The sequence below is a fragment of the Candidatus Nanoarchaeia archaeon genome, from assembly GCA_035290625.1.
Taxonomy (GTDB): Archaea; Nanobdellota; Nanobdellia; order Woesearchaeales; family DATDTY01; genus DATDTY01.
Genome location: DATDTY010000027.1, coordinates 1 through 26,844, shown reverse-complemented (window position 1 = coordinate 26,844; position 26,844 = coordinate 1). Strand labels below are relative to the sequence as shown.

Genomic DNA, 26,844 nt, shown 5'->3' with positions numbered 1-26,844 from the left:
TGCCCTTTGTGAGCCTTCTATTCAAAGTACAGAACAGCGACAAAGGGGTTGCTCCATACGGGAAATGTCGCTTCCCATGAGAGTATGCACAAGGCGAAGTCGGCATTGCCGAACGAAGTGAGCAACTTTTCAATGCGACCGCTTAAGGCCGTTCTTGGTCATGAGGTTGCGTCGAGAATGATGGAGAGGGTGATTTGGGATTTTTTGGCAGGGCGCATATTAAGAGTGGTTTAAGCGGAGTGTCTCCCTCAGTTCGTCTGTAGAGTAGATTTTTACTTTTTTCTGGCCTTTTAATCTTTTGTCATTTGACCATATTGGGCATTTTAAGTTTAATGCAAGGGCAAAATACATGAAATCGTCAGCGTCCGGAGATATTCTTCTTCCTTCATCTAAGAATGCTGAGAATTCGCTTTGGGGCATTACGGAGATAACTTCCTGTAATGTATGCAATGTTTGGATATACCCCTGCTTTGGTCTCTGGGATTTTTGTAAAATAAATTTTTCGTGTTTTGCCAGCTCATCAAGGATGAATTCAGGAGTGAAGAGATGAAGACGTGGATCAAAGAGTAAATCAGCTGTAAATCCCTTTTTGATGAGCGAGGAGAACAGGATATTTGCATCTACGATAAGCTTCATGTTATCTGTATCTCTTTGCAACGGCTTTATTTACCTCTCTTCCTAACCGTATTGCGTCGTCTTCGGTTAGTTCGCTGTCTTTAGTGAATTCTTTAAATTTCTGCAGGAGCACTATTCTTTTTTTAATTGCCTCTCTGGCTACAGCGCTCCAATTCATTTCTGGAAAATGATCCATCTCTTTCTTTATTTCTTCTGGAACCGATAATGTTATGCTTACCATGGTTTCCTCCTGTTGGTTACGTTCATTATGTTTGATATGTTTAGATATTTAAAGGTTTGGATTCTGGTATCGCTTCCTCAGCCCTTATGCTGCTTTTGTAACAGGTGTTGCGTTTTTGTTAGTTGGCCCTCAGCACAATCCGGCTGGGTTTATTGGAGAACATGGGTTAATCGCAGGCGTTTTTGGTGTCTGCATTCAGCCGCAATGAAGAGATGAGGCTGGTCCAGACTTCTGCTGAGGTTTGCCTAGTTCTTTGGAATTGCACAGCTGAGTCTGTGCCTTGGACCGAGCAGCGGACATCATTATTAGTGCTTGGGGGGTACTCTGATTCTATGCTCGTGCAGATGTCTTCGTTAAAGCAGCTGAAGAGCGCTGAGAAATGGTCTTTGTCGTGATTGTCTCCAAGCCCTTCCTCGATGAATGCCTTGACTTCTCTTTCTCCGTTTTTTGCAAGGTACAAGGTGTCAAAGTTTTTTGTTTGGCTGAGGAATTCGTTGACTGCGAGTGTTGGATTAGTATCTCTGAATCTGTTGATTAAATTCATTATGGCTCTTATTGGATTAGAGAGGAATGCTGTTGTTTGCTGCGCGAAATTGGGGGTATTGAGGGTTATCCCTTCTTTTGAATAGACCATCAGCTGGAGATAGGGGTTATACCAAAGCTGGTTTCCTATGCAGAATTGCATGGAATTGTCTCCAGGGATTCTAACATTACAATCGTTCTGCTCAGCATCAACAAGGTCCCAGATATTGACTTGGGCGTTGCCTCTTTGTTGAGGTTCATTAAATGGCTGATTCAAAGATGTTCCAAATGCCGCTGTGCCGTCATCGAGAACCAATACACAAACATTATTGGCGAGCCTTTGTTTTGGATCTGATGGAGCAAAGATCTGGTTTACATCAAATTGTGGCAGTGCTTCTGGGAGTGAGTATCCATAGCTGTTCGCAACCTTATCATAGGTATCACAATAAATCGTGTATTTGTCTTCTCCATTGATGTCGGGGCTGTCCCTGAGAGTTAAGGCAAGGAGCTTTGTGCGGGTTGTCCACTTTCCAGATTCACAATAGTGGTCGCCAATGTATTGGCCGGAGTCGATGCAGTGGATGTCGTTATTTGATGCGTCGTCAATGCCGAGAGTTTCAAGACCAGCTAATGTTGCGGCTGCGCTCTCTGATGGGTTTGGATTGACAAGGCATTGAGTTGGCTCGCGGCAGTAGCCGGCTTCATTATCCCAGTTGAGTTTTGCTGAGGTTTGCTGCCAAGTTCCTGCTTCGCAGATATATTGGGATCCGCCCTGAATGGCTGTTTCGCCTGGATCAACACAGGCAGGAGCAGCATTAGCGCCACCCGTAGGGTTATAACATTTATTCGCAGGACAGCAGTCTTGCTGGAGAGTGTCGGTTGGGGTGGCGCCTGGAGCGTATCGCCGGTTTAGGCTGGTTTCTGTTACTTGCCAGCCTGTTGGGCTGCAGTAATATTTATTTTCAGTTGCGCCGCTTGTGATGGTTTTTATTGTGCAAAGAGGGTTTGCTGTGATAAGTGGGCCTAAGGAGTCGTCATTTGCGGGATCAGGGTGATTTTGGAGTGCTAACTCTTGCGAGGTTGCCTGGCAGCCTTGGGCAACTCCGTTAACAACGAGGATTCTAGGAGTATCAGCTAGTGGGCCATTCGGTTTAAATTGGCTGTAGGCGCATATTCCTGTGCCGCCTTCATCATTATAAGTTTCCTTGGCGTCTTCTGCTACTTGGGAATCTTCTGCTTCTGAGCAGCAATAGCGGCCTGTCCAAGTTAATTGGGCAGCTCTGCAAGTTGCCTCAAAGTTGGAATTTGGCGGTACGGTTGTTCTTGGGTCGCTTGTAGGAGGAGGAGTATCCAGGTTTGTTGTAAAGAAGTTTCCTGAGGCACAGTAATATCTGATCTGATTGGATGGATTTAATCCGTCTAGAACTATGTTTCCTGTGTGTTTTGCTCTATTTGCTAAATTTATAAATCCATTTACTGTTTGACTTCCTACACACTCATAAACCTCGTTTCCGATGCAGATGTCTTGGTCGCTTCTGGAAGGATTAGTAATCTGAACGACTGTTGGGTTTCCGTCTCCGTCAAATCTGGAGTTTTCACATTTTTTCCAGGATGTGCCGTCTGAAAGGTAGTCTTTTCCTGCTGGGCGGCGGATGGTTCCGAGGTGTCTTGATGTTGTTGCGTCGTTGAGGAACCATGCGTTTCCTGTGTTGGCATGAACGCAGAGATACTTATTATCAGCGCTTCTTTTTCCGTTATCTTCTGGATCTCCATCTCCGCAGCAGAAGCCAGGAGCTGATCCGCTTGCTGGAGCCCATTGGTAGCCGCCTCTTTCACAATTTTGCTGGTTTGCGTCAAAATCTATATTAGAATTCCAGGTTTTATCATTTAAGCATACATAAGGAGTATCGGAGAAGGTTTCCGGGTCTGCTGTATGGTAGATATTTGTTGCTCTCTCTGATAAACATGATTCGGTTTCGTCTTCAGTTTCGTCTCCGCAGCACTCGGAGAATGCGTAGTTTGCATTTTGTTCTGCGCCACTTTGGGAACAGAAATACTCATGGGTATTTGCTGTTGCTCTCTGGTTAATATCAACGGGCTGGGTGTTACTGGCAGCGCTGCCGGGAGCTGTGTCACAGTTACCATCATGATCTGTATCAAGGCAAGCCATGATTTTGTCATCTTCTGGGTAGATTATGACGTTCTCGTTCATGTCTGTGATTGAGAGGCTGCTTTTACCTACAGAATTCAGGCAATCGTTGAAGGTGAACTGATCAGTCACGTCTTTAGTATATTCTCCTGAAGCAAATGGGATGCTAAAGCTCCCGGTTTTGGTGAGGGCGGCTATGGTACACTCCGTGCTGAAGTGCAGGGCGTCAACCAGTGAGGAAATTGGGGCTGAGAGAGAAAGCTGAACGTTCCTTGCCGTTGGCCCTACTTTATATGAGGTTGCTGAGAAGCGCATTTGAGACCAACCCCTTGGAATGTCTATGCTGCATTGCTGGGTGCATGTAGCTGCGTCTGCGCAGGACTTACCGCATTGAGAGGGGCCGGCTCCAAGATATACATTAAATGCAGGATGCCGTGGAGAAGTTGGTGATTGCGCTGTTGCTGTAAAGGTGATTGTTTTAGGCGCAGCCGAGTACACGAATGAAATTGCGTCGATTGCATTAATGCAGTAGGCAGAGGGTATTGGAGGACGGTGGGAGAGACAGGCTGCGGCAAGAGGACCTCTTCCTGTACAGATTGCATTGTCTGTGCAGTATGGGCTGTTTGAAACAACAGATGATGTTGAGAATAGTCTATGCAGGATTTGTGTTTGGGATATTAAGTCTGTTACATCATCTTTGTAGATTGGGGATTGGATTGTCCTGAGGTCTTCAGTGTATCCATACGCATGGGTTCTCGGCCCGTCAATATACGTGAAAGGGTTACTTACGCCATCGCCTCTTATATCCAACTTCTCTGCCTCGAACCATTGGTTGTTGCCTTCTCCAATAGTGGCTGTCCAAGTGACAGATTCTGTTCGGTCGGGTGGTTGTTGAGCGTCTGCATCGGGTACGTTCATGCACTGTTTCCACTGTGTTCCATCATACATAAAGTCATGCTGGGTGGTAAGATCATTATCAATGCTGTCTTGTTCCCCAGTTACGACTTGGCCTGTTGTGCCTGTGATCCATTGCCATGCTCCTTGGGGGTTTTTGATGCAGAGCTTGTTTCCTAAGGAGAAGCTGTAATCGGATTCATCGTCGCCGCAGCATGGATTTTGCGAAATTGATCCCTGCCATGCAAAATGGTTACCTTCACAATCGTTCTGACCTGTTTCGTCGTTGTCAGAAGTGGATGAGCAACCATCATCATGCTGGAGTTCGCTGTTATCTTCCTCGCCGTTACATCCGCTATCTTGCGTGTCCGTAGAACCGTCCTGGTCGTTATCAATTCCATCATTGCATACAAAGAAATCGTTGCTTACGCAATGACATGCTACGGTGATATCAGTAATATCGTCATCGGACCTCTGCCCTTCTCGATAACAGTAAGATCCATAACTCGTTGTTCTCTGGGCATCTCTTGCCTGTCCACTGGAAGCACAGCCTCCTGGCCAGCAGCCATATAGGTATATGGCGGCGCCTAGGCTATTCCGTGCATTACTGATTACCGATTCTCCGGAGGTACAAGAGTTACCTTGGGCATCGCGGGCACTGTGAAAACCAGCAACAGACCCACAAACAGTGCCACAATTTGAACCAGCTACCCACCTTGAAACAGCAACATGATTTCCTGTAGTTAGGACATCTATCTTCCCATCATTATCATTGTCAATCCCATCATTACATTGGGTTGCACTAGCCTGAGCAGACACGGGGCTTATAACAAGCGTGAAAACAAAAATCAGCATGAGCAGACTTTTCATCCCTTCTCCTCTTTTATTCTTGAAGCTAATTAAATCTTCTTTGGGAATATGTTATAAAAAGCTTTCTATTGCGTTCCAGAGTGTTTTCTGGTTCGCTTCAGCGCCCTGAGGTCCAGATCAAGGTCTTCAATTGAGTAGGAAGATTTGTAGCCTCTTTCTATAAGGCGCTGCTCCATCTCCCATACTGTGAGTTCTGCCTGGGCAGCTGCTTCTGAGAGCGTGATTTTTCCTTGGATATACTCGCCGGCGGCTTTTGCTATTATGAAGTTTTGGTATCCCAACAGGATGAGCTTCCTTATTGTAGTGCTCCTATCAGAGATGTCTTCCTTGCTTATCTTTTCGATCTTCTCTAGGACCTCCTTGCTTAGGCGTATGCCTATTGCTTCAGCCATTTTCTGCCTCCTGCAGCATTTTGTCTAAGACTATTGTGCTGAACCACCCGATATTCTTTAATTCTGCGATGGAGTTTCTCATTTTTGTTCTGTCAATCCTTTTTTCTTTGTATAATGTTAGCAGGATTCCGGGAGTTCCTGTAACGGCAATGCCGAGCAATTCCCGCTTTTTCCTAACATTATCGTCATCGGTAGCCAGGATGTCTGCTTTTTGTTGCCAGTATAATGCAACTGCATCTGCTTCGCCACCTCTCAGGTTAAATTGGTTTGCTTTTTTTACAAGGATGTTGCCTTTGATTCCCATGATTTTCATTTTCTTGTTGCGTATTATGCCCGTGATGATTGGAACGTCTGCGTATTGTTTATTGGATCCTTTCAGGACCTCTTCATAGACTGATTCTGGGATAAGCACGTTTTTGAAATAATCGCAGCTTTTCTCAAGGACAGAGAGTTTTGCGAGGTGGATTAGCACCATCGTATCCTTGATAATAAGCATCGTATAACGATGTGCACAATGTATATTTAAACCTTTTGATTTTGAAGCACGTTGAGAAGCGAATCAATATCATGAGGCGATTTCAATTGGTAAGGAGAAGAGGCAAAGGTTGCTGCAATATAAGGTGTTTTGTACTTCCTGCAGAGCTTGAGGTTCTGGGAGATCCTGCCAAGGAGGAGTGGCTGCTTGTCTGGAGTGCCTGAAAAGACTGCTCCGAAATCAAGAATAATAGTAGTGTGGTGCTTGACTGCTATGCCGCAGATGATATGATTCAATCCTGAGCTAGCCTGGTTGAGCCTGTCTTTTCGCGAAAGGGTTTCAAGGCCTGTGATAAAAGCCGGCTTCCAGCGCTCAATGATCAAACGGGGGTCTGAGCGGACATGGATAATCCTGTTTTTTCCTGATGCGAGCTTGGAAAAGGAAGGTGAGGCTTCATCAAGGCAGAGTAAAGAGCCTGGCTTTTCTGTTGGGTAGGCGAAGAGGAGGCTGAGGCCGAGCTTTTTGGCTATGGAGAGGAACTCTTCTTCGTTGTTTTTTGGGAAGACGATGTCGTGCATTAGGGAATGCAAACTGGTTTGGGTATATATTGGCTTTGGTACAGGCAGCTTTGGGATAGCTGTAGAGTTTATAGCTCTGCTGAAATCCTTCGCTTCGCTCGGCAGTGCCGGGCTCGGTCTCAGCTCGTTTATGAATATATCGACATATCCCCGAAGGTGGCAACCCCCTTGTCGATGCTCATTCTTTGGAATACTGACCTCGCAAATGGGCACTGCACCGGATTTCAGCAGAGCCGTAGTTTTTAGAAACTTATATATATCCTGATGGCGGTAACAAAAACATGGTTTTTGAGGCATTGATTAATCCGAAGAGGCCAGTGAAGCATCCTACAGAGATGATTGCTTTGGGGGCATTTTATGCTTCCCTGGCTTTGCTGCTTGCTGTGTGGATCTTCGAGAGCAATGCTGGATTGGTCATGGTGTTCTTTGTGGTGATGGCGTATGCCCCCTTCTTCTACTATACCATCAAACTAGAGGAAAAGAAAGACATGACGGGGATGGGAGAAGAGCCGCTTTTGAAGGAGCACGGGAGGGTGGTCAGCCTCTTTATCTATTTTTTCATAGGAGTGACCTTGGCAACTGCATTCTGGTATGTGGTATTGCCTGAAAGCGGCAGCATCTTTTCCATCCAGCAGAAGACAATAGCTGATATCAACACTGCTGTGACGACGGGTGCTGTTGCGGCTGAAAAGCTGCTGCCAGTCATCTTCTTCAACAACCTGAGAGTATTGGTCTTATGTGTCTTGTTCTCGCTGTTTTATGGGTTTGGGGCGTTGTTCATCCTGAGCTGGAATGCAAGCGTTATTGGAGTTGCGGTTGGGAATTTTATGAAAAACCACATCGCCCAGTATGCCGGATTATTGGGATTGGAGAAGGTGTCTGTCTATTTTACTGCTGCTTCCCTCGGCTTTCTGAGATATGCTATTCATGGTATTCCTGAGGTGCTGGCATATTTTATTGGAGGGCTGGCAGGGGGGATCTTGTCAGTCTCAATCATCAGGAGAGATTTCAGAAAGGAGAATTTCCAGAAGGTGGTTATTGATGTTGTTGACCTTTTGCTGATAGCTGTTTTTATCCTGCTGGTGGCTGCTTTGCTTGAGGTGTATCTCACACCCTTGTTATTCTAGAACCTTGAGCCTTCCTGGCCGGATTTCGAACACCTCTCCTTCGGCGATAAGGTTCTGGACAATCTTCTCGGCTTGGGGATATTGGGAGGTGATGGCCTGGATATCGACTCCGTCTCCTGAATCATGGGACTTTATCATGCTATAGACCTCTTGGGTGAGGTTGTTTGAGGCCATCGGAATATCAGGAGATTTTGCTGCAAGAACGCTTCTGCGCTTGCTGTACTCAAGGTTTCTCAGCTTGATCCAGTCAGGAGATGAAAGCCGTTTAATGATTTCAGCAAAGAGTATGCGCTGGTTTCCTTCACGCACTTTTCCGATGATAAGTACAGGGGTTCCAACTTCCGGGCATGCACTGGAGGTTTCCACAGCTATGGAGCCTGTTGAGTCCTCAATGAGAATGCGGCTCTCTGCCTGCTCGACAATAATGCCTATGGCGTTCACCCGGCTCACCTGGGCATCTGCGACCTCGAGGTAGCTCTGTCCCCAGCCCTCGGTCTTCGTGTAGGGGGAATCGAGAATTTCCTTGACAACAAGCTTATAAGCAATTTGGCGACGAAAGCGCTGCTCCATTCACATCCTCTGGAGAAAGCCCCTGCGAGGCTCGAAGACATCGCCAGAGCGGCGGAGCATCTCAATGACTTCCTCAACCTTCTCTTTGGTGATGTTTTTTTCCTTTGCTGCTTCAATAATGTCTTCAAACGGGATGGCTGAAGAGCCCTTGCCTTCCAGTCCAATGATAATATCTTTGATTACTCTTGTTAAGGAGCGCTGGGAGGTTGAGATGCCTGTGGCAATGCGGTCAATATCAATCTTTCCTGTCTCTGGGTCTAGGCCAACCTGCCGGAGGCTGTACTCCAGGAGTTCTATGGCTTTTTGGGAATCTTGGACTTCAACTGTGTTGGAAAGCCTCATCCGGGCTGCGGCTTCTGAGAGGCGGACTAAGGCGTCGAGCTGCCTGGCTGAAATCGGGATTGCGCGCAGCACGCCTTCCTCTACCCCTCCCTTATTTCTGATTTCAACAAAATAGCGCTGCATCTCTGTCATTGCCTCTGTTGTCAGCCTTGGATGGATGTGCTGTTTTGCATATGCAATGTACTTTTTAAGAAAATTCGTTGAGAGTTCTGCTGTAAACTGGTCTGGATCCTGGTGGAGGCTGAGGATGTGCTTTGCAAGCTGGGTGTCCTTGGTCTCTTCAGGAAGGTCTTTAATCGGGAAGATGAGGTCAAACCTATTGAGGAGGGCAGGAGGAAGGTTGATCTGCTTTGCAAGGATTTCAAATGGGTCAAAACGGCCGAACTTTGGATTTGCAGCTGCCAGGACTGTCGTTCTCGCGATCAGCGTTGCCTGGATGTTTGCCTTGGAGATCGAAACTGTCTGGTTTTCAAGGGCTTCGTGCATTGCTGCGCTGTCTTCGGTGCTCATCTTGTCAAGCTCGTCGATCAGGCAGATTCCATTGGATGCCAGAACCATGGCGCCTGCTTCAAGGCTCCAGCCCTGCAAAAATTCGTCCCTCACAACTGCTGCTGTGAGGCCTGCTGCACTGACCCCTTTCCCCGAGACATAGCGCGCCTTGGGCGCAACAACATTGATCCTCTTTAAGATCTGAGACTTTCCTGAGCCTGGGTCTCCTACAAGCAGAATATGCATATCTCCTCTCGTAGTCGAGCCGTCCCTGCGCTGCTTATGCGTTCCTCCAAAAAGCTGGAGCAGGACTGCTTCCTTGATCTGCTCGTAGCCGTAGATCGATGGAGCTATCGACCCTACCAGCTTCTGCCTCAGCTGCGGGTCTTTGCCAAGCTCCTTGATCTTCTGCTCTTCTTCGGGAGAGATGATGAGCTCAGAAAATGTTTCTTCGATCGCCTGGATGCTGTTGGCATCTATCAGGAGGTCAAAACGCGTTGATTTCCCTCCGGTCCGGAGCGTGATCGGGATTTCCTTTATGATGCCAACAATATTTATCTTTGCACCGGGAGCTGTGTTTCTCTCAGAGAGCGGAGAGACGAGGTCGTCCTTCAGGAAGACCTTCATCCGCTTTGGCTGGGATCCCCCATCAAGATCTTCAGGATCCTCCTCCAAGACAATATTCTGCGCGTCCACAAGCTCTTTGCTGATTTGGATGAACTTGCCTTTCCTGCCGCAGCCGCACCTGCTCGGCTCCTTGAAGGCTGCGTCTGCCTGGATGATATGGAGGATATTGCCGCAGCTTGGGCATTCAAACTTCGCTGAGGTGATTTGAGGCCGCACATCTGATTTTTGGCGCACAATCCCCTTGATGCTGAGAAGCTTGTTGATGTGGTTGGAGCGGATATCTTTGATAAGTGTCTGCTGGGTCTTGGGGAGGTTCGAGAAGCGGATGGTGCATTTAGAGGAGTCGAGATCTATGTTCTTTATGACGACTTCTGTCCCTTTCAGGATCTCCTCAGGCTGGTCCAAGGCCAGATCTGCCACTTCAGGGTCATCTTTGGCAAGAAGCTCAAAATCAACAGTAAGGGATGTCTTGCCCTTCTGGACGTTCGTAAGCAGCTCGCTATAGTAATGGGTTTCAAGAAAATCCTGGATCCTTTGGATAAGTTCTGTGCTGTCCATGCCCCCTCAGAGAGGGAGAATGGCCTCAAATTAAAAAGATTTACTTTTTCTTCACTTTTTTCAGGTTTGTGATCAGCATATCCAGCGCCTGGTTGACCTCTTTTTCTGATTTTGTGCCTGTGCAGACCACTTTTCCATTGGAAAAAAGGAGGAATGTCGCTTTTGCTGCACGGAGCTTGTAGACAAGCCCGGGGAACTGCTCGGGCTCATATTCCGTGTTCTCAAGCCTCATTGCAAGGACATTTAGGTTTAGGTCCATTCCAACACTGCCTGAAGCGACAATATTCTGGATATTGATCTGGGGGGTGACTGTGATCTTCACCTTGATCTTTTCGAGGCTTTTGATAATCTGCTGGATAGATTCCTTGACCTCTGCCATGGTCCTGCCCCCTGTGCAGACCACTTTTCCGGAGGAGAAGATGAGAGCTGATGTCTTCGGCTCCTTGATCCTGATGACGAGGCCGGGGAACTGCTCGGGGTTATATTCAGTATTTGAAAGCGTTGCTGCCATCTTTTCCAGCGGGATGGCGTGCTCCAACGACGTGGAAACCACAATATTGACAACTTTTATCTCCCGCTTGTCTTTCTTGACTTTCTTCATCATGCTCCCTCCGTTACCCCCAATGATGCTCAGGGGTTGGGCAGACTATTTAAAGGCTATCTTTTTAAATGTTTATAAATGAAGCTGCCCGGCGCTCGCGTGTTTTGGGTTGCAGAGCCTCGCGAAAGAGGCGGCAACCTTCAATCGGGATAGGGCCATTCGCTTGTAAACCTTTATAAAGCAGGCATTTTCCCTCTTGAGAATGGAATACCAGGAGATGCTTGCCAGGGCCAGAAAACGGATGCCCGAATCTGTGCTGGAGAAGGCCAGATTTGAGGTTATGAAGGTGAGAGGGCATTTTCAGGGCAACAAGACCTGCATCGCCAACTTCTACCAGATTGCGTCGAGCTTTAATAGGGAGCCGCAGCACCTGTTCAAGTATATCCTCAGGGAGCTTGCAACACCAGGAGAGCTCAGAAAGCCTGAAGCCTTGATTGGGGCAAAGATTGGCGCTTCGCGCATCAATGAAAAAATCTGGAAGTATGCAAATGAGTTTGTACTTTGCCGCGACTGCGGGAAGCCCGATACTAAATTGACGAATGACAGCCATGGCGCTTCATTGAAATGCATGGCGTGCGGGGCTAAGCATCCGGTTAAGGGAGTTTAGCCGAACCACTTGCCAAGCCCTTCTTGAGTCTCTTTTACCTTACCGAAGACGCTGGCTACATGGCGCCTCGTGAGTTCAAGGCTTTGCCTCACATAGGCCGGAACATGGTATTTCTCAGCAAGGCTGAGCGAGGGCTCGAGATATTTGATAATGGAGCCTTCTGAGACCGTAAAGATCAGCCTGCCGCCGCATCTGCATTTTCCAACAAGAGGCGGGCGGCGGTACTTCTCATTGCATTTCACGCAGCGAAACTGCTGCTGGGAGAATTTTCTCAGGTTGCCTTTGATATCTTTGAGGAAGTGCTTTTCTATAACCATCTTGGCAACGTCGCTTGCGTCTACTGCCCTGATTCGCTCTGCAATATCCATCTGGCCTTTGAGCTTTTCTTCCATAGAGGGGAGGGTCTTGTATGCAGAACAGGTCACGCCCTTGTTGATATTGGAGGTGTCGTGCGTGAACCCCATCAGTTCATACTGCCCGGGGGAGTTGATTCTGTCCCCAATCTTTTCTATCTGGACGTTCCATGGCGCTTCATAGTTCTGTGCGGCTTCGTAGAGCCTGAGCGGGTATTCCCAAGCGACGTCCAGATCAAAGACCATGTCATCAACTTCAGAAGGGATAAGGATAGAGGTCATAACAAGGGGGGCATCCTGCACTGCGCCCCGGTGAGAGGGGAGGTATTTCCTGGAGAAGTTCAGCATCGCATCCATCGCGAGGATAACGCAGGATTCATCGCCGTCCAAATCGCGGCGTTGAGCAGCATGAAAGAGAGGATGGGCATAGTAGCCCTGGGTTTTTGAAAATCCTATGATCCTCCCAACGATTGCTGCGGAGGTATGCGGGGCAAGCCCAAGGATAAGGTGGCCGATGAGATCCTTCTCAGTAGAGGCATGGTAGAAAGGCTCAAGATTGTAGAGGAGAGAAAGTTCGTCATCAATGAAATTTGCAACACGAAGCAAGACCCGGTGTGCGCCCTGGTCGGGCGAGCCTTCGCACGAGGGAAGCACAACGTCCTGGACCTTAAGCTCAACAACCTGGTCAGGAGAGTCCAATGGAGCGCCATGGATGTCTTTCGTGTACCCGAGGGACTTGAGCTGGTCTACGGAAGTTCCGATCTCCTTCGGCCTGAAATGGGAAAGCCCGAGCTGGGTCATGTCATAGCGCGTTGTGCCGTCCTTGTTGACATGAAGGTTGTGCTTTGCCCGCAGGATGCCTTTTGCTGGATGCTCTGCGGTGTGGTCTTTGTTGGAGGTTCCGCGGACACCCTTGATGATATCCGGGAGGGCTGCAAGCCCCAATCTCTTCTGAAGTTTGCTGAAGAGTTCTCCGATACGGATGCTTTGCTCTCGAAAGAGGGGGAGTTCGCCGTGTTTGGGGCATCTGGGGAGGGGGAGAAGGCCGCACACAGGGCAAGGGTACATGCGCTGGCAGGGGGTGTTGCAGTCTATACAGACGCTGAGCACGCCCTGCGCCTTGCAGGAGGCGCAATAAAAGAGCGGCATCTCAGCGTTCACGCTTCCGGATTTTATGGCTTCCTGGAATGAGCGGAGCCTTCCTCCTTCAGCTCCGACAGGAAAAAGCACTTGCGGGCTTCCGGCAAGCTCGCGCTGCTTGGATTTTTCTGGCCTTCCCATACGAGCGCCAATAAATGTCCCGCCTTTTGGGCGGAGCGGGATTGCCGAAGAGGCTGAAAGCGCAGCAAGGGGGGTTTGGGATTCGAGATACTTTTTGAGCGATTCGCGGTTTCGAAACAGCGTGTGGAGGATTTTTGCGTCGTCTTTGGCAACAACGATGAATTCGTTTGAGATAAGGAGGTGGGGGAGGCCAAGCTGCTCCATAATTTGCTTCTCTGCCCCTGTTCTGCCGACTGCCTTTTCAAGACCTGCTTCATTATAATGGAGTTTTGCTCTGCCCCACCAGCCAAGAAGGCTAAGCGCGTCTTTTGAAGAGATTTGGTCCCAGAAATATGTCCACCGAGGGTGGAGGGGGATATGGAGTTTTGTCGAGAGGAGCAGCGCCTCTTCTGGGCTTGGCGCCTTTTTGGCAACGAGGAAACTGAGGTCTGCGTTGACTGCTTTTGCGATTGAGGAATGGGAGGGATCAATCCCTTTCTCTTTAAGTGTTTGCTTGAGCTCCTGCGCCCACCACTCTTCACAATAGCCTGCCGGGACCAGCACATGGGCGCGGTTGTAGAAATCTCCGTAGGTAACCAGGATGTCGCCGAGGTAGAGGATTTCCTTGATAAGGGGGCGGGCTTCTTTTGCTTGTTGGAGAGAGTCTATGCGCGTCACGTCGCCTGAAGTGAGGAGCACAATCGGGCCGTCGATGGTGTCACAGGAGGACAACGAGGTTGCTTTTCCTGGCCGCTCGGTCTTGAGCTGGGTTCCGATAGCAATATAGTTGTCAAGGATGGCCATGGTTGCGGGATGGATTGCGTGAGAAGAGTAGCCGGTATTCCTGCACCGCCCGTAACGCAGCCTGAACCCGCCCGGCCGCATCGGGTAGGTTAGGATGGGGCGGCCAGCAACAAGATCCTTGATGAATGTGTAGTCTGGGGTCACTTTTGCTTCGCTGTGAGATTGGCCTGCTTTGATCCTTTTTTGCAGGCTAACAAACTTCTCGAGGAACCCCCAATGCTCCAGACCAAAATCCTTCCCCCATTTAGAAAGCTGCTTCCAGAGCTTTGGCGCCTTTTGGCAGAGGCACTCTCCTAAAACAAGGCAGATGCCGTTTCGGATCCTATTTGTCTGGATGCGATCGAGGTCTTTGTAGTTGGAGACCTCCCGGGTTTCTGAAGGCTCCCCGTCAATTTGGACTGGCAGGTGGCGGAGGATAAAATCAAGCTCTGATTCGCTTGGGAGGTATTGGAGATTGGTGATAAACTCGTGGTAATTGCCTACTTCAGTGATTGCTCGCTTTATTTCATCTTCGGTGGGGTCATAATCGTCATACCCTCTCTTCTTTCGGACATAGTCTGCGATGAGGACGGAGACCGAGGCCCCGGTGCCGCCTGCGCTCCGGATTGGCCCTGAATAGAAGAGAGAGATGTAGGGCTTTCCATCGCGTCGTTTCATTACTTTAATGCTGGTGAGGCCTTCGAGCGGGCTTGCCACGGTTCCCAGGGTGTGGTATGCAAACCCGACGCGAATCCCTACTTCCATGGCTTCGATTGCGGAGGGAAAGGAACAGAATTGCTGCCGGCTAATCTCTTCTGCGATCGTGAGAGAGACCCGCCAATCAAGGACTCCGTATTGCTGTTCAAGCTCATGAATCCGTACTGATACCCCCGAGTTCCGAATCTGGGGCGCAACCGTGCTTATGAGCCCCTCAACCCGTTCTGCCATGTCTCTTGCGATGGGGATTTCCACCGCCCGCTGGGGGTCGTATCCTTTCTGTCTGGCAGATTCCGCGATTGCGTACGCTGACCTCAGGCGCTGATCCATTGAATTGAGGTATTCTGAGGTTTCCTGCGAGGCAATCATGTTCCATCCTGGATAAATTTGAGTATCTTCACTTCTCGGGTCTTGAGGTTTATAAGAGGGGCGCGGCACGGCTCAGGACTGTGCCCCATCTTCTCCTGGTAGGGGGTCTTTGCCTGCCACGCCGACGCGCAAATCAGCGTGACGCCGCGGTACATGCCTACCTGCGTCTTGTGGATGTGACCAGAAACAAAGATGTCGGGGACTCTTGAGATCACAAGGGGGTCTGAATAGGGGCGGGGGGTATAAAGGTTGGAGCGGTGCGAGGGAGCAAGGTGCCGCGCTTGGAGGAGGTATTTCATGATCTCATCACATCTATTGTAGCCTCCTGCATTCCTGATCTTCTCCACGTTTGCGACATAGTAGTCATAGGAGTACCCATGGTAGAGCAGCACATCAAAGCCAGGGAATGCGGCGGTTTTGTGGATTGTGACCATGCTGGGGTTGGAGAGGAGGAGAGCGTTGGGGAGGTCCCAGAGGGGGGCCGCGAGGTCTTTGTAGAACGCGGATTGCGGCTCCGCCAGCTGGATTGCGTCGTGGTTTCCTGGGCAGATAATAAGCTTTATGCGCGAGGGGATTTGCGAGAGGAGGCGGTAGCATTCTTCGTATTGGTCGGCGATGTCCTGGATCTCGAGCTCGTCCTCCTGCCCGGGGAAGATTCCGACACCATCCACCAGGTCGCCTGAGATGAAGATGTACCTCACTTTTTTTGCAACTTCCTTTTGGGCATCTGAGCCTGAGCGGGCATTGATCCACTCCAGGAACCTATGAAATTCGTCTGCGTGGAAGAGCCGGGATCCGACGTGGAGATCCGAAAGGAAAAGCGCATACGCGTCGTCCGGGCAGCTCTTCGCATTTTTCAGGAGGGGGACGTCGGGAAGGAGGATGGATTTTGCAAACACAATGTTTTGCCCATTCGAGCCGAGGACCCCTATCGCCTGGTCATGGACAACAGATTGGGCCTGGCGGAAGGCTTCGGGCGAGTGTTTTGTGGCCAATACCTTTATTTCTCCGGTCGGGTCTTCTACGGTCAGCACAACCCCCCCGTTTTTGTTGGTTTCCTTCTCACGGATCATGCCAATGAACGCGACAGACTCCTTGTCCTTGCGGCCAAGGATCTTGCTTATGGAGGTTAAGTGCTGGAGTTCTGCGCGCTGCATAAGGATTGATTTGAGCTGGGCGTACCGGTTGCCGAAATGCTGCACAAAATCCTGGACCTCGTGTTTCTTTGGGAGGGCTTCGTAGGAAAAAACTACCCCTACCGACGGTTCGGGAGATTCTGGAGGGGGTGATGCAAGCATTTGGGCTTGATTGGCCGCGCCAGGCATCGCGGCCTCCAGCTGGCGCACGAACTTGGGGTCTTCAAGCTTTGAAAGAATGTTGGGAGGCAACAGGACCCCCCGATCCAGGAACGATTTGATAATGTCTTTGGTGTGCATGACTAAAGATCAAGTGCCTTTTGCAGCACGAGGGTAACGTTTTCAGTTTGGAGGTGGGGGGAGAGGAATATCTCTCGGGTCCTTCCATAACGGCCCTTTGAGATCACTTTTGCATTGATAATCCCGAACATGTCAAATTCGGCGATTACGTCTGAAACCCTGCGCTGGGTGAGGGGGCGCAGGCCTGTCTTTGCGGTCAGGGCCCGATAAAATTCGTAGACCTCACCTGTGAATACGTGCTCTTTTTTCTCTGCGGTCTGCAATACGGAGTAGAGGATGGCCTGATACTGCTTCGGTTGGGTGGAGATGATGTGGGAGATCCTGTCTTTTTCGATTTTTTCTTCTGCCTGGTCGATGTGGGAGATGGACACTGTGGGGGAATTGCCGCGCTCTGCAAGCTCCCCTGCAACCCGAAGCACCTCTAAAGCGCGGCGGGCGTCTCCGTGCTCGCGGGCTGCGTAGGCGGCACACTTCTCGATCACTCCTTCGGCAAGCACCCCCGGTTTAAATGCCAGCTGCGCCCGCTCCTTGAGGATGCCCTGGATCTGGGGCGCGTTGTAGGGGGGGAAGACGACTTCCTCTTCGCTGAGCGAGCTTTTAACGCGGGGGTCAAGATTGTCAACAAAGACGAGGTCATTCGAGATTCCGATTAAGGAGATCTGGGCATTTTTGAGCTCTTCGTTAATCCTGGTGAGGTTGTAGAGGATCTCGTCCCCTGCCTTTTTTGCAAGGACGTCTATCTCATCCAAGATGAGCAGGTAGGTTTTTTCTGAGGCGCCTATACTGGAGAAGAACATCCGATAGACCTCAGAGGTTGGAAGGCCGGTGTCTGGGACGTCCTTCCCGCACTCCCTTGCGAGGTGCGCTATGAGGCGGTATTCGGTGTCTGCTACTTTCTTGAGTTTGCAGTTGATGTAGATTGTTGAAAGAGGGACCCCCTTTGATTTTGCAAGTTCGAGAAGCTTGGAAGTGGTGTGCTTGACAGAGAGTGTCTTCCCTGTTCCCGGTTTGCCGTAGATGAAGAGGTTTGAAACCCGTTCTGATTTAAGGGAGGGAGCAATGATTGATGCGATTTGATTGATTTGTTCGTCCCTATGGCTGATTATTGAAGGGATGTAGGAGGATTGTATTGCTTTTTTTTCAGCGAAGATGGTGTCTCGTGCGAGGTACTCCTCAAAGAAATTGGTTAATCCTTTCTGCATGGTTTTGCAGAGGAAACAGAGGTATATAAAGATTGTTGTGGTGGAAAATCTGGGGTTTAAGTCTCTGTTTTGTGGATGCCTGAGATGGCCCTGCGTCCTTTATTGCGCATGGAACTGGAGGTGTGGAGGAGTGATGGGATGGGGGGAAGTGGAGGGCGTAGGTATTCGTGTGATTAACCATTTTAGTGGTGGTTCGTTAAAATTTGATGTTGTTCTTGGGTTTGGTGCTGTGGTTTGATTATTATTTTCTATGGGGGTTATAACTTGATTATAACTTGATTATTATTTTCTATATGGAAACTATATACTCTAAATTATCTTGGAAGTAGATACTACCCAAAACCTTACAAATAGTACTAATAGCAAAGGTTAATGGTAGTAACTCAGCGATTAAATCAAGATTGTAGATTGGTCCTGGGTTTTAGTAACGTAACCAAACTTCTATGACCTAATCTGGGTCAAACAGGCATCAAACTAAATTCCAACTCTGCTCAAATCGCACGCAAACAAACCACGATGGACTTAGATAGCGCAAGCAAACGCATGCAGATTGAAGGGCATGTTGAGCGTTTCCTACTCTCCATCTGCACTCGGGGGGTCTGGGGCTATAATTCATTACTTCGAAATAATGACATAACGAAAGGTTTATAAACCTCGCAGAGTTCCTAAGCCCATCACCTTAATGGGGAGTGAGTCCATGTTGATGCAAAAGGATTTTTTGAATAAACTGAAGGATTTTGGCCTCAATACCTATGAGGCAAGGCTGTGGACAGCGTTGCTGTCCCGGGGAGTCTCCACAGCAGGAGAGCTTTCTGATATCTCTAATGTTCCCCGGTCCAGAACCTATGACGTCCTCGAAAGCCTGGAAAAAAAAGGGTTCATCATAATGAAGGTGGGAAAGCCGATCAAATACATCGCCGTGCATCCGACAGAGGTCATCGAGAGGATCAAGAAGAAAGTCATGCAGGACGCAGAGGAAACCTCTTCAATCATCTCGCAGATAAAGGTAAGCAAACTCTTTGATGAGCTCAACCTGCTCCATTCCAAGGGCATTGAGATGATAGAACCCATGGATCTCTCTGGCTCTTTTCGCGGCAGGGACAGCATCTACCTCCATCTTGGCAGCCTCATCAAACAAGCCAAGAAATCTATCCTCATAAGCACCACTTCCAGCGGCCTCGGCAACAAACTGGGCCAGTTCAAGGGAATGCTCGAAAAAGCCTCCCAGCGAGGAGCGAAAGTGAGGATCTCCGCTCCGATTACAAAATCCCCGCTCCCTCAATTAGGAGGGTCGCACGGCATTGAAGTGCGGTCTTTGAAAACCACGGGAAGATTCTGCATCATTGACCAGAGAGACGTTGTCTTGATGCTGATGGATGACAAGGACGCGCATCCTAACTATGACACCGCAATCTGGCTTCGGTCTCCTTACTTAGCAACCACACTCTCTTCTTACTTTGACCAGGAATGGAGCAACCAGGCACGCTGATCCTTAGCAGCCAGCGCAAACTTGCGCATCACGCGTAAGCACGCCCTGTACAGGGCTCCGGGCTCTGGCAGAACCAACACGCCCAGCTTTCAAAACATTTAAATACCTCCAACTCTCGGGCATTCCTAAAAAGGAGGTGCCTTATGGTGAATGATCAAATCTTTACAGTTACTCTTGCCATAGTCATTGGGACCTTGGCAGCAATTGTGTACTCTTTGAGGATACTCGTTCTTATGGAACGCCGAGTAGCAAGGATGGAGCTGCATATTGAGAAGATGGCGAGCCACATCCTTAGCGAAGAATCCTCTATCAAAAAAAGGCTGAAACGAAGGTAACTTAGGCCTCAACCTCTTTAATCTGGGCAGTAATCCTTTTCATGTCCTCTTCCAGCCTTCGGATATGCTCGCAGTTGTCATACTGGTTAAGCAGGCCGCCGCACTCCGGGCATTTGAACACCATCTCCATCGCGCTTGAGAACTCAAACCGCATGCACCCGTTCTGGCACATGAAGAAACAGGATCCCCTCTCTCGCTCCAGCCTCCTGCCGATAGCGCTCAGCTGCTGCCTGCGGCTTCCTACAAACAATGGGCGGAGCTGTTTCTTATTGAACGACCAATAATAGTTGTACCACCCTTTCTTGCCTTCCTTCTTTTTGCTGAAGGCAACAATGTTATTATGGTGAAGCTGGTAGAGGAGATTTCTTGTTTCATTGATATCTTTTTTGAGCGACTTTGCCAACTCTGTCTCAGAAACCCGCCCTCGCCCCTTCAATATCTTCGTGATAGGCACCCCAGCATCGCCGGCAATCTCAGCTATGAACTCGTCTAACCATCCCCTCTTCTGCAACCTTGTCACCCCCCTCGCTATTTTAGGGTTCTCTCTTTAAATACCTTTTGGTTTGCTTCACTCAGTAAGCTCTGAGAAACTCAGCCCCTTGTTCCTTGCCACCCATTCGTCAATAAGCCAAGAGGATCCTGTTTGCTTGAGGTCTTCCAGCATCACAAACCTCCATTCCCCCCCTTTAAATTTCACTGCAATCCACGGCTCTGCTCCAAAACGGCCGCAGAACTCCTTCAGCTGATCAATCTCGTCAGGATAGAAATACTTTTTATTCTCCTTTGTCACTTTGCATTCTATCCCTACTGTCCGCTGCCTGTTCCTTGCAACAATATCCGGGCAGGGGAAGTGGCTGCTGCCGCTTCCTGCAACGCGGACTGCCGCCCAATTCGCACCCCATAACAGCCTCACAAGCTCCCTTTCTGCTTTGGAGCCCTTGATTTTTGACATCACACCCTCACTTTCATGAAATCGTATGCGCACTCTGCGCCAGGAAATGTTTTTTGGGCCTCCTCTTTTAAAAGTGCAGTAGTCTTATACCTCTGGCTAAAATGAGTAAGTATCAGCCTCTTTACTCCTGCCCTCCTGCCGAGATCAGAGGCCTGGGACGCTGTCATATGGCTGTACTCCCCGCCTTTCTCCTCAAGTTCGTCTGCGTAGGTGGCTTCGCAGATTAAGAGGTCTGCATTTTTTGCCAGTTCGACTGCAGCCCTGCAGGGCTTGGTGTCCACAACATATGCCACCGTTTTTCCTTCGACTATGTTTGAAACTTCGTCGGGGGGTATCTTCCCTCCGTTGAAGATTACTGTCTCCCCCCTTTGGAGTTTCCCCCACAGCGGGCCTTGCGGGATGCCCCTCTTCTTCAGCTCTTTTACAATCATCCTCCTGCGATCTTCCTCTTTGAAGAGGTACCCCAAGCAGGCAATCCCGTGCTCAAGGCGAGCGGCAACAACTGCATACTGCGCATTCTTAAAAATCACCCCTTCTTTAACATCATGCGCCTTCATCGCAATTTTTTTATCAAACACAAAGACCTCGAACATAGCTTCCATCCTCCTCTTTGTCCCTGCCGGGCCATAGATCTCCAGCTCTTTTGTATAATTACTGCCCGCAAGCGTCTGGATAAGGCCGGGAATCCCAAGAACATGGTCTCCATGCCAATGGCTGATAAACAATTTAGTCACCTCTGTCGGAGAGACCCCTGCTATCTTGAGCTGGCGCTGAGTTCCCTCTCCGCAATCAAAGAGGATCCCCTCTCCCTGGTATTTGAGGAAGACTGAAGAATGATTCCTCTCCTTTGTGGGGACCATGCTTGAGGTTCCTAAAAAGACGATGTCCATACACACACAAACTTCCCTGTTTATATATTCCTTTTGGATTTATGCGCGGAAGACATTATCGGGGCTAAGTCAACTTTAGTGGCTTGCCCTAAAAACCCAAGCTTTTTAAAATGGGCATCATCTTTCTCTGGTATTCTCCTATGGCAAAGAAAAAAACCGAAGACAAGCCCGAAGAAAAGAAGGAAGTAAAGGAGAGGATCTCCGGCCAGTTCATCGGCGGAAGAGTCGTTGCCGAGAGCAGCGATGCCAGCAGAGAACTCAACTCCACTTCTCAGATTGGGGCGCTCATGGAGGATGGAAGGCTCCAGCTCTCTCTCCTCGAAGCTGCGTATCTGCTTGAGAAAAAGAAGGTATGCCTTGTTGACGGGAGAGGGATGGAAATCGCCTTCGATGGGTTTGTGAAGAAAGCCCAGAGATCTGAGCCTAACTTCTGGGTGAGGTATTGCGTGTTTAAGGACATCAGGAACCGAGGCTATGTTGTGAAGACCGCGCTCAAGTTCGGCGCAGACTTCAGAGTCTATGACCGGGGGGTAAAGCCGGGAGAGGATCATGCAAAATGGATTGTGTATCCCGTGTATGAGGCTGAGAAATACACCTGGTATGACTTTGCAGCGAAGAACAGGGTAGCGCACTCTACAAAGAAACGGCTGCTGATTGCTTTGGTTGATGAGGAGAATGACTGTACGTATTATGAGATCTCCTGGAAACGGCCGTGATAGGACAGAGGTTAAGGGCTCGCTGAAAAGTTTCTCACTTCGTTCGGCAATGCCAGTACTCAAAAATGCTTCGCATTTTTGGTCGCTCCTGCGGAGCAGTTCGCCATGCTCAAGTCAGGCAGGATAGCGACATTCCCCGAAGGGAGCAACTCCCTTGTCGCTGCGCCGCTGCTCCTTTATAATGGCTCACAAAAGGGCGCTGCATGACTTTTCAATGCCACCGAGGTTAAGAAACCTTTTTATAACCTCTTTTGTTCGTGACAGGCATGCAGCAGGATGAAATTCTCACATTCATGAAAGAGCATGGGCCTGTAATCCCTGCAACTGTTGCAAGGGCAATGAAAACCTCCATCCTCCTTGCTTCTGCCCTGTTGAGCACGCTTGTGAGCCAAGGAGCAGTCTGCATAAGCTCCCTCAAAGTGGGAGGAGGAAGCCCAGTCTATTACCTCCCTGAGCACCGAGCAGGGCTTCAAGAATACAGCACAAACCTTCATGAAAAAGAGCAGCGCGCTTACGCATTACTGAAACAGGAGGCAGTTTTGCAAGATTCCAAGCTCGACCCTCTCCTGCGGGTCAGCCTGCAGAATATGAAGGACTTTGCAGTTCCTCTCAAGGTTACGATGGCTGGAAACACAGAGCTTTTTTGGAAGTGGTACATTCTCAGCAATGAAGAAGCAGGCAGGGTCATCAGATCCCTTTTGCACGCAGAATCTGATCTTCCTGCAGAGACACTAAAAGAAAAGGAAAAAGAAAAACCAGCACAACCGACAGCCCCGATCCGGCCGGTCTCCTCCAAGGGGCCAAAGAAAAAGAAGCAAGACGCCTCGCTCGGCCAGTTCCAAACTTATTTTGCCAAGAACAACATTTCAATTCAATCTTTCATAGGGAAGCAAGGCAGCCAATATATCTTTCATGTTGCAATCCCAAGCTCCGTAGGGCCGCTTGCCTATTATTGCGCGGCTTTCCATAAAAAGAAAATCACTGAAGCAGACATTTCAACAGCCTATGTCCGAGGGCAGATTGCAAAGCTCCCAATTCTCGTGCTTACCACTGGCCAGCTATCAAGGAATGTTGAAGAAAGGCTGGATTCGTATAAGGGGCTCACGCTCCGGAGAATCGATCATGGGGGTTAACCTTACTGAGCTCTTACATCCAACGCCAATCTCCTTCCAAGACCTGAAAGGGAAGATCATTGCGATAGACACCTCTCTGTTTTTGTATCAGTTTTTAAGCTCCATCCGGCAGCGGGATGGCGGCCTCTTCACAACTTCAGAGGGTGTTGTCACTTCTCATCTGATAGGGCTGTTTTCCAGGACAACCCTGCTGATGAAGAAGGGGATCAAGATGGCGTATGTCTTTGATGGCGAGCCGCCCCAGCTGAAGCTTGTGGAATTGCAGAGGAGGAAAGAGATCAAGATAGAATCACAAAAAAAATATGACGAAGCAAACAAGAGGAAGGACGAAGCAGAGATGCGGAAGTATGCCGGCAGGACATCCAGGCTTACGCCTCAGATGATTGAGCAATCCAAAGAAGTCCTTGAGCTGCTTGGCATTCCTCTGGTTCAGGCGCCATCTGAGGCAGAGGCGCAAGCCTCTTTTCTTGTGAAGAACACGGATGCCTTTGCAGTAGCCTCGCAGGACACTGATTGCCTGCTGTATGGCACTCCGCGGCTGGTGAGGAACCTCTCAGCAACTGCAAGGAGGAAGAGGCCCGGAATGCTGGCAAGCAGCCCCTCTGAGCCGGAGATACTTGAACTTTCAGAAACCCTGAACCTCCTTGGTTTGGACCATGACCAGCTGATTTGCCTTGGGATGCTTGTTGGAACTGATTTTAATGTTGGAGGGATCAAAGGACTTGGGCCAAAAACTGGATTAAAAATCATTAAGACGTTCGGCAAAGATTTTGATGGCCTTTTCAGGCACGTCAAATGGAATGAATTTTTCGGCGCTTCCTGGAAAGAGGTTTTTAATCTGATCCGTCATATGCCTGTTACAAAAGATTACTCTTTAACCTGGAAGAAGCCCCAGCTCAGCAGACTCCAGCAGCTGCTTATCCACACGTATGAGTTCTCTGAGGATCGTGTCCTTAGCTCACTGGCCGGGCTGGATCATGAACCCAAGCAAAAAGGGCTCGGAGACTTTCTGCAATGAACATCCGTCTAGCAAAGCTGCTGAGGAGACATCTGACCAGCACTCAACTCAGATCTGTTCCCTCCTCTTACGATACCCTTGGGTCGCTCCTGATATTCTCTGATTTTCCTGGCAGCCTGGAGCCAAAGCAGAAGGAGATTGCTCAGGCATTCCTCGAGTTTCATCCCGCCATTACCACTGTGCTCAAAAAAACACATCCGTATTCGGGGAAATATCGGCTTCCAAAATACAGAATCCTGGCAGGAAAAAGATCCAAGCAAACACTGTTCAAAGAATATGGTTTAGTCCTCCTTATCCATCCGGAAAAAATGTATTTTTCCCCCCGGCTCGGAAATGAGCGCATGCGCATAGCAAGATTAGTTGGTAAAGGGGAAAGGGTTCTTGTCATGTTTTCAGGCTGCGGGGTGTACCCCCTGATATTGGCGAAACACAGCTTAGCGAAGGAAATTGCCGGTGTTGAAATCAATCCTGCAGCGCACCAGTACGCGCAAAAGAATGCCCAGCTGAACCACGCGAAGAACATCAGCCTCTACAAAGGAGACGCGAGGAAGGTCGTTCCAAAGCTTGGAAGATTTGATAGGATCATTATGCCGCTTCCGAAGGACGCAGGGTCATTTCTTGATGTTGCTCTTGCGGCCTTGAACCCCGGAGGCGTTGTCCATTACTATACTTTCTGGAATAAAAAGGACGGAGGAGGGCCTGCGGACAGCATTGCGGCATGGTGCATCAGCCACGGCATCTCCTGCAGAATCCTCGCGACTGTGCGCTGCGGAGCTTATGGCCCTGGAAGGAGCAGATACTGCGTTGATGCGCAGATATACTCGCGTAAAGGGCCGCGCTAACTCAACGGAGACTAAGAGGCGCGCTCAGCAGTTACTTCCGTCTTTCATTGGCTTGCGCCTCAACGGGTGTTCACGAAATCATCGCACGCCGGCTCATTCGAACCTCCCACTCTTTAAATACCTTTACCTCTATGAACGGCAGCGTTCAAAATCTCGCAGTTGCTCGGGTTGCCGCCGTGCTCAAAAATGCCCTGCATTTTTGGTCGCTCCTTCGGAGCAGCTCGGCTCCTGCAGTTTTCAGCGAAGAGCGGCGCCTCTCCGTAAGGGACAACCTCCTCCGCTGCGCTTCCTCTGGTTTATTGAGCCTCGCGACATTGGCGGCAACCCCTATTTTGAACGCAGCTTCCGTGCGAACCACGCCAGAACACTCCTATCCAAACATATGCTTGAATTCCTCTGACTCCTCTGCGCGGACCTTCTCAATTGCCTCAAGGAAATAGTCTTCGGTGATCCGAGTTCTGTTGTTGCGGATCGCCACATATCCAGCTTCGGTTGCCACTGCCTTGATTTCAGCACCAGAAAACCCTTCCATGAGCCTTAGGATCTTTTCCCTGTCAATATCATTTGACAATTGCATACGCTGCGTGTGAATAGTGAATATCTCACTCCTCTGATCTTTGTTTGGAAGATGGATCTTAATCATCCTGTCCAGCCTCCCCGGGCGCAGGATTGCTGGGTCAAGGATGTCCTTCCTGTTTGTGCAGCCAATGATCTTGACATTCCCCAACGGCTTGAAGCCGTCAATCTCTGCGAGGAGCTGCATAAATGTTCTCTGAACCTCACGCTCGCCTGAGGTGCCTATCTCTATCCGGGTGCCAGCGATAGCATCGATCTCGTCGATGAAAATAATCGAGGGCGCCCTTTCCTTTGCAAGCTGAAATATCTCCTTGACTAGCTTTGCTCCCTCTCCAATAAACTTCTGGACCAGCTCAGAACCGACAATTTCTATGAATGTGCTTTGCGTTGATGAAGCAACTGCTTTGGCAAGCAGGGTCTTCCCCGTGCCGGGAGGGCCGTGCAGCAGGATGCCTTTCGGTGGAGATATGCCCACCTTCCGGAAGAGCTCGGGCTTTTTGAGAGGCAGCTCTATCACCTCTTTAATCTGCTCTGCCTCCTTTCCTAAACCGCCGATCTCAGCCCAGCTCATGTCGGGCTTTTCAATAATCACAAATTTTTCCACATCAAACTTCTTGGATGTTGAGAGCTTCTGAAGGACCGTGAGATTCTTCTGCTCGGTAAGCACAGAATCTCCGGGCTGTATGGTGCCGGCATCCTTTGATATACCTACGAGAAACAGATTGCCGTTGGGGACCCGAATAACTGCCTGACCCCCTATAACCTCTACAACTTCACAGACCATCAATGGCGGCTTCTTGAAGCGCTCCAACTCTAGCTTCAGCTGGTTGGCAGTCTCCTTGAGGAGCTTGTTCTCATACTCCATCTGCGGGAGGGTGGTCGCGTAATTGTAGATGACGCTGTCAAGAACATCCTTTGAATCCATTTTTGGCGTAAGGAGCGCAGGGTTTTTAAGTGTTTGCCTTGAAGGCGTCAGCGCAGCATTGAGGGTTGCCATCATTTTCGCGAGGCTCAAGCAAGCCAACAAAATACAGCGGAGGGGGAAGCCCCTTACGGGGAGGTGCCGCTCTTTCCTCAAGAAGGCAAGAGCCGAGCCGATGGCAACCCCCCCCCCAC

24 protein-coding genes are annotated in these 26,844 nt (G+C 49.4%); 8 read left to right on the top strand and 16 right to left on the bottom strand.

The window, feature by feature from the left end; genetic code table 11:
* Nucleotides 1–219 precede the first annotated feature (219 nt).
* From VJB08_02105 to VJB08_02080, 6 genes are all read right to left on the bottom strand, one after another.
* On the bottom strand, nt 220–636 hold the full coding sequence (locus VJB08_02105) for a PIN domain-containing protein (GenBank protein HLD42761.1): 417 nt from the start codon (nt 634–636) through the stop codon (nt 220–222).
* Between the two features lies 1 nt (nt 637).
* A complete protein-coding gene (locus tag VJB08_02100) occupies nt 638–856 on the bottom strand; it encodes a hypothetical protein (GenBank protein ID HLD42760.1) in 219 nt (72 codons plus the stop codon).
* Between the two features lie 166 nt (nt 857–1,022).
* On the bottom strand, nt 1,023–5,291 hold the full coding sequence (locus VJB08_02095) for a hypothetical protein (protein ID HLD42759.1): 4,269 nt from the start codon (nt 5,289–5,291) through the stop codon (nt 1,023–1,025).
* 65 nt (nt 5,292–5,356) lie between these two features.
* Nucleotides 5,357–5,683: a UPF0175 family protein gene (locus VJB08_02090; GenBank protein HLD42758.1), complete on the bottom strand. Its 327-nt coding sequence runs from the start codon at nt 5,681–5,683 to the stop codon at nt 5,357–5,359.
* On the bottom strand, nt 5,676–6,179 hold the full coding sequence (locus VJB08_02085) for a hypothetical protein (protein HLD42757.1): 504 nt from the start codon (nt 6,177–6,179) through the stop codon (nt 5,676–5,678). The genes VJB08_02090 and VJB08_02085 overlap by 8 nt, the downstream gene beginning before the upstream one ends.
* 26 nt (nt 6,180–6,205) lie before the next feature.
* Nucleotides 6,206–6,736, bottom strand: coding sequence for a hypothetical protein (locus VJB08_02080; GenBank protein HLD42756.1), 531 nt, complete (start codon nt 6,734–6,736; stop codon nt 6,206–6,208).
* A gap of 281 nt (nt 6,737–7,017) precedes the next feature.
* Here VJB08_02080 and VJB08_02075 point away from each other — a divergent pair, with 281 nt between their 5' ends.
* On the top strand, nt 7,018–7,863 hold the full coding sequence (locus tag VJB08_02075; protein ID HLD42755.1) for a stage II sporulation protein M: 846 nt from the start codon (nt 7,018–7,020) through the stop codon (nt 7,861–7,863).
* On the opposite strand, the gene VJB08_02070 is transcribed toward VJB08_02075, so the two are convergent.
* Genes VJB08_02070 through VJB08_02060 form a run of 3 tightly spaced genes read right to left on the bottom strand, consistent with a single transcriptional unit; the run spans nt 7,855 to nt 11,050 of the window.
* Complete coding sequence (locus VJB08_02070; GenBank protein HLD42754.1) at nt 7,855–8,433, bottom strand: hypothetical protein; 579 nt, start codon at nt 8,431–8,433, stop codon at nt 7,855–7,857. The genes VJB08_02075 and VJB08_02070 overlap by 9 nt on opposite strands.
* Nucleotides 8,434–10,449 carry a minichromosome maintenance protein MCM gene (locus VJB08_02065; GenBank protein HLD42753.1) on the bottom strand — a complete coding sequence of 672 codons (2,016 nt, stop codon included), beginning with the start codon at nt 10,447–10,449 and terminating at the stop codon, nt 8,434–8,436.
* Nucleotides 10,450–10,489: 40 nt separating this feature from the next.
* Complete coding sequence (locus tag VJB08_02060) at nt 10,490–11,050, bottom strand: TATA-box-binding protein (GenBank protein ID HLD42752.1); 561 nt, start codon at nt 11,048–11,050, stop codon at nt 10,490–10,492.
* Nucleotides 11,051–11,252: 202 nt separating this feature from the next.
* Between VJB08_02060 and VJB08_02055 the strand changes: the two genes are divergently transcribed.
* Nucleotides 11,253–11,657 (top strand): translation initiation factor IF-2 subunit beta, encoded by a 405-nt coding sequence (locus tag VJB08_02055; protein ID HLD42751.1) that lies wholly within the window; start codon nt 11,253–11,255, stop codon nt 11,655–11,657.
* Here the strand turns inward: VJB08_02055 and VJB08_02050 are convergent.
* Genes VJB08_02050 through VJB08_02040 form a run of 3 tightly spaced genes read right to left on the bottom strand, consistent with a single transcriptional unit; the run spans nt 11,654 to nt 17,777 of the window.
* Nucleotides 11,654–15,139, bottom strand: a complete 3,486-nt coding sequence (locus VJB08_02050) for a DNA polymerase II large subunit (protein ID HLD42750.1) — start codon at nt 15,137–15,139, stop codon at nt 11,654–11,656. The genes VJB08_02055 and VJB08_02050 overlap by 4 nt on opposite strands.
* Entirely contained in the window at nt 15,136–16,575 is a 1,440-nt protein-coding gene (locus VJB08_02045; GenBank protein ID HLD42749.1) for a metallophosphoesterase, read from the bottom strand. The genes VJB08_02050 and VJB08_02045 overlap by 4 nt, the downstream gene beginning before the upstream one ends.
* Nucleotides 16,576–16,577: 2 nt before the next feature.
* Nucleotides 16,578–17,777 (bottom strand): orc1/cdc6 family replication initiation protein, encoded by a 1,200-nt coding sequence (locus VJB08_02040; GenBank protein HLD42748.1) that lies wholly within the window; start codon nt 17,775–17,777, stop codon nt 16,578–16,580.
* A 697-nt stretch (nt 17,778–18,474) separates the two neighbouring features.
* Here VJB08_02040 and VJB08_02035 point away from each other — a divergent pair.
* Entirely contained in the window at nt 18,475–19,266 is a 792-nt protein-coding gene (locus VJB08_02035; GenBank protein ID HLD42747.1) for a helix-turn-helix domain-containing protein, read from the top strand.
* 143 nt (nt 19,267–19,409) lie between these two features.
* On the top strand, nt 19,410–19,601 hold the full coding sequence (locus tag VJB08_02030; protein ID HLD42746.1) for a hypothetical protein: 192 nt from the start codon (nt 19,410–19,412) through the stop codon (nt 19,599–19,601).
* Nucleotide 19,602: 1 nt separating this feature from the next.
* Here the strand turns inward: VJB08_02030 and VJB08_02025 are convergent, their stop codons facing one another.
* The 3 genes from VJB08_02025 to rnz are packed head-to-tail and all read right to left on the bottom strand — an operon-like array spanning nt 19,603 to nt 21,443.
* A complete protein-coding gene (locus VJB08_02025; GenBank protein HLD42745.1) occupies nt 19,603–20,121 on the bottom strand; it encodes a hypothetical protein in 519 nt (172 codons plus the stop codon).
* Nucleotides 20,122–20,169: 48 nt separating this feature from the next.
* Entirely contained in the window at nt 20,170–20,553 is a 384-nt protein-coding gene (hjc, locus tag VJB08_02020; GenBank protein HLD42744.1) for a Holliday junction resolvase Hjc, read from the bottom strand.
* Nucleotides 20,553–21,443 carry a ribonuclease Z gene (gene rnz, locus VJB08_02015; GenBank protein ID HLD42743.1) on the bottom strand — a complete coding sequence of 297 codons (891 nt, stop codon included), beginning with the start codon at nt 21,441–21,443 and terminating at the stop codon, nt 20,553–20,555. Before rnz ends, hjc begins: the two co-directional genes overlap by 1 nt.
* 110 nt (nt 21,444–21,553) lie before the next feature.
* On the opposite strand from rnz, the gene endA reads away from it, so the two are divergent.
* The 4 genes from endA (at nt 21,554) to VJB08_01995 (ending at nt 25,152) form a co-directional block, all read left to right on the top strand.
* Nucleotides 21,554–22,159, top strand: a complete 606-nt coding sequence (gene endA, locus VJB08_02010) for a tRNA-intron lyase (GenBank protein HLD42742.1) — start codon at nt 21,554–21,556, stop codon at nt 22,157–22,159.
* Between the two features lie 266 nt (nt 22,160–22,425).
* Nucleotides 22,426–23,292 carry a hypothetical protein gene (locus VJB08_02005; GenBank protein HLD42741.1) on the top strand — a complete coding sequence of 289 codons (867 nt, stop codon included), beginning with the start codon at nt 22,426–22,428 and terminating at the stop codon, nt 23,290–23,292.
* Nucleotides 23,282–24,310 (top strand): flap endonuclease-1, encoded by a 1,029-nt coding sequence (fen, locus tag VJB08_02000; GenBank protein HLD42740.1) that lies wholly within the window; start codon nt 23,282–23,284, stop codon nt 24,308–24,310. The genes VJB08_02005 and fen overlap by 11 nt, the downstream gene beginning before the upstream one ends.
* A complete protein-coding gene (locus VJB08_01995) occupies nt 24,307–25,152 on the top strand; it encodes a class I SAM-dependent methyltransferase family protein (GenBank protein HLD42739.1) in 846 nt (281 codons plus the stop codon). The genes fen and VJB08_01995 overlap by 4 nt, the downstream gene beginning before the upstream one ends.
* A 370-nt stretch (nt 25,153–25,522) precedes the next feature.
* Here the strand turns inward: VJB08_01995 and VJB08_01990 are convergent, their stop codons facing one another.
* Nucleotides 25,523–26,653: an AAA family ATPase gene (locus VJB08_01990; GenBank protein ID HLD42738.1), complete on the bottom strand. Its 1,131-nt coding sequence runs from the start codon at nt 26,651–26,653 to the stop codon at nt 25,523–25,525.
* Nucleotides 26,654–26,844 lie beyond the last annotated feature (191 nt).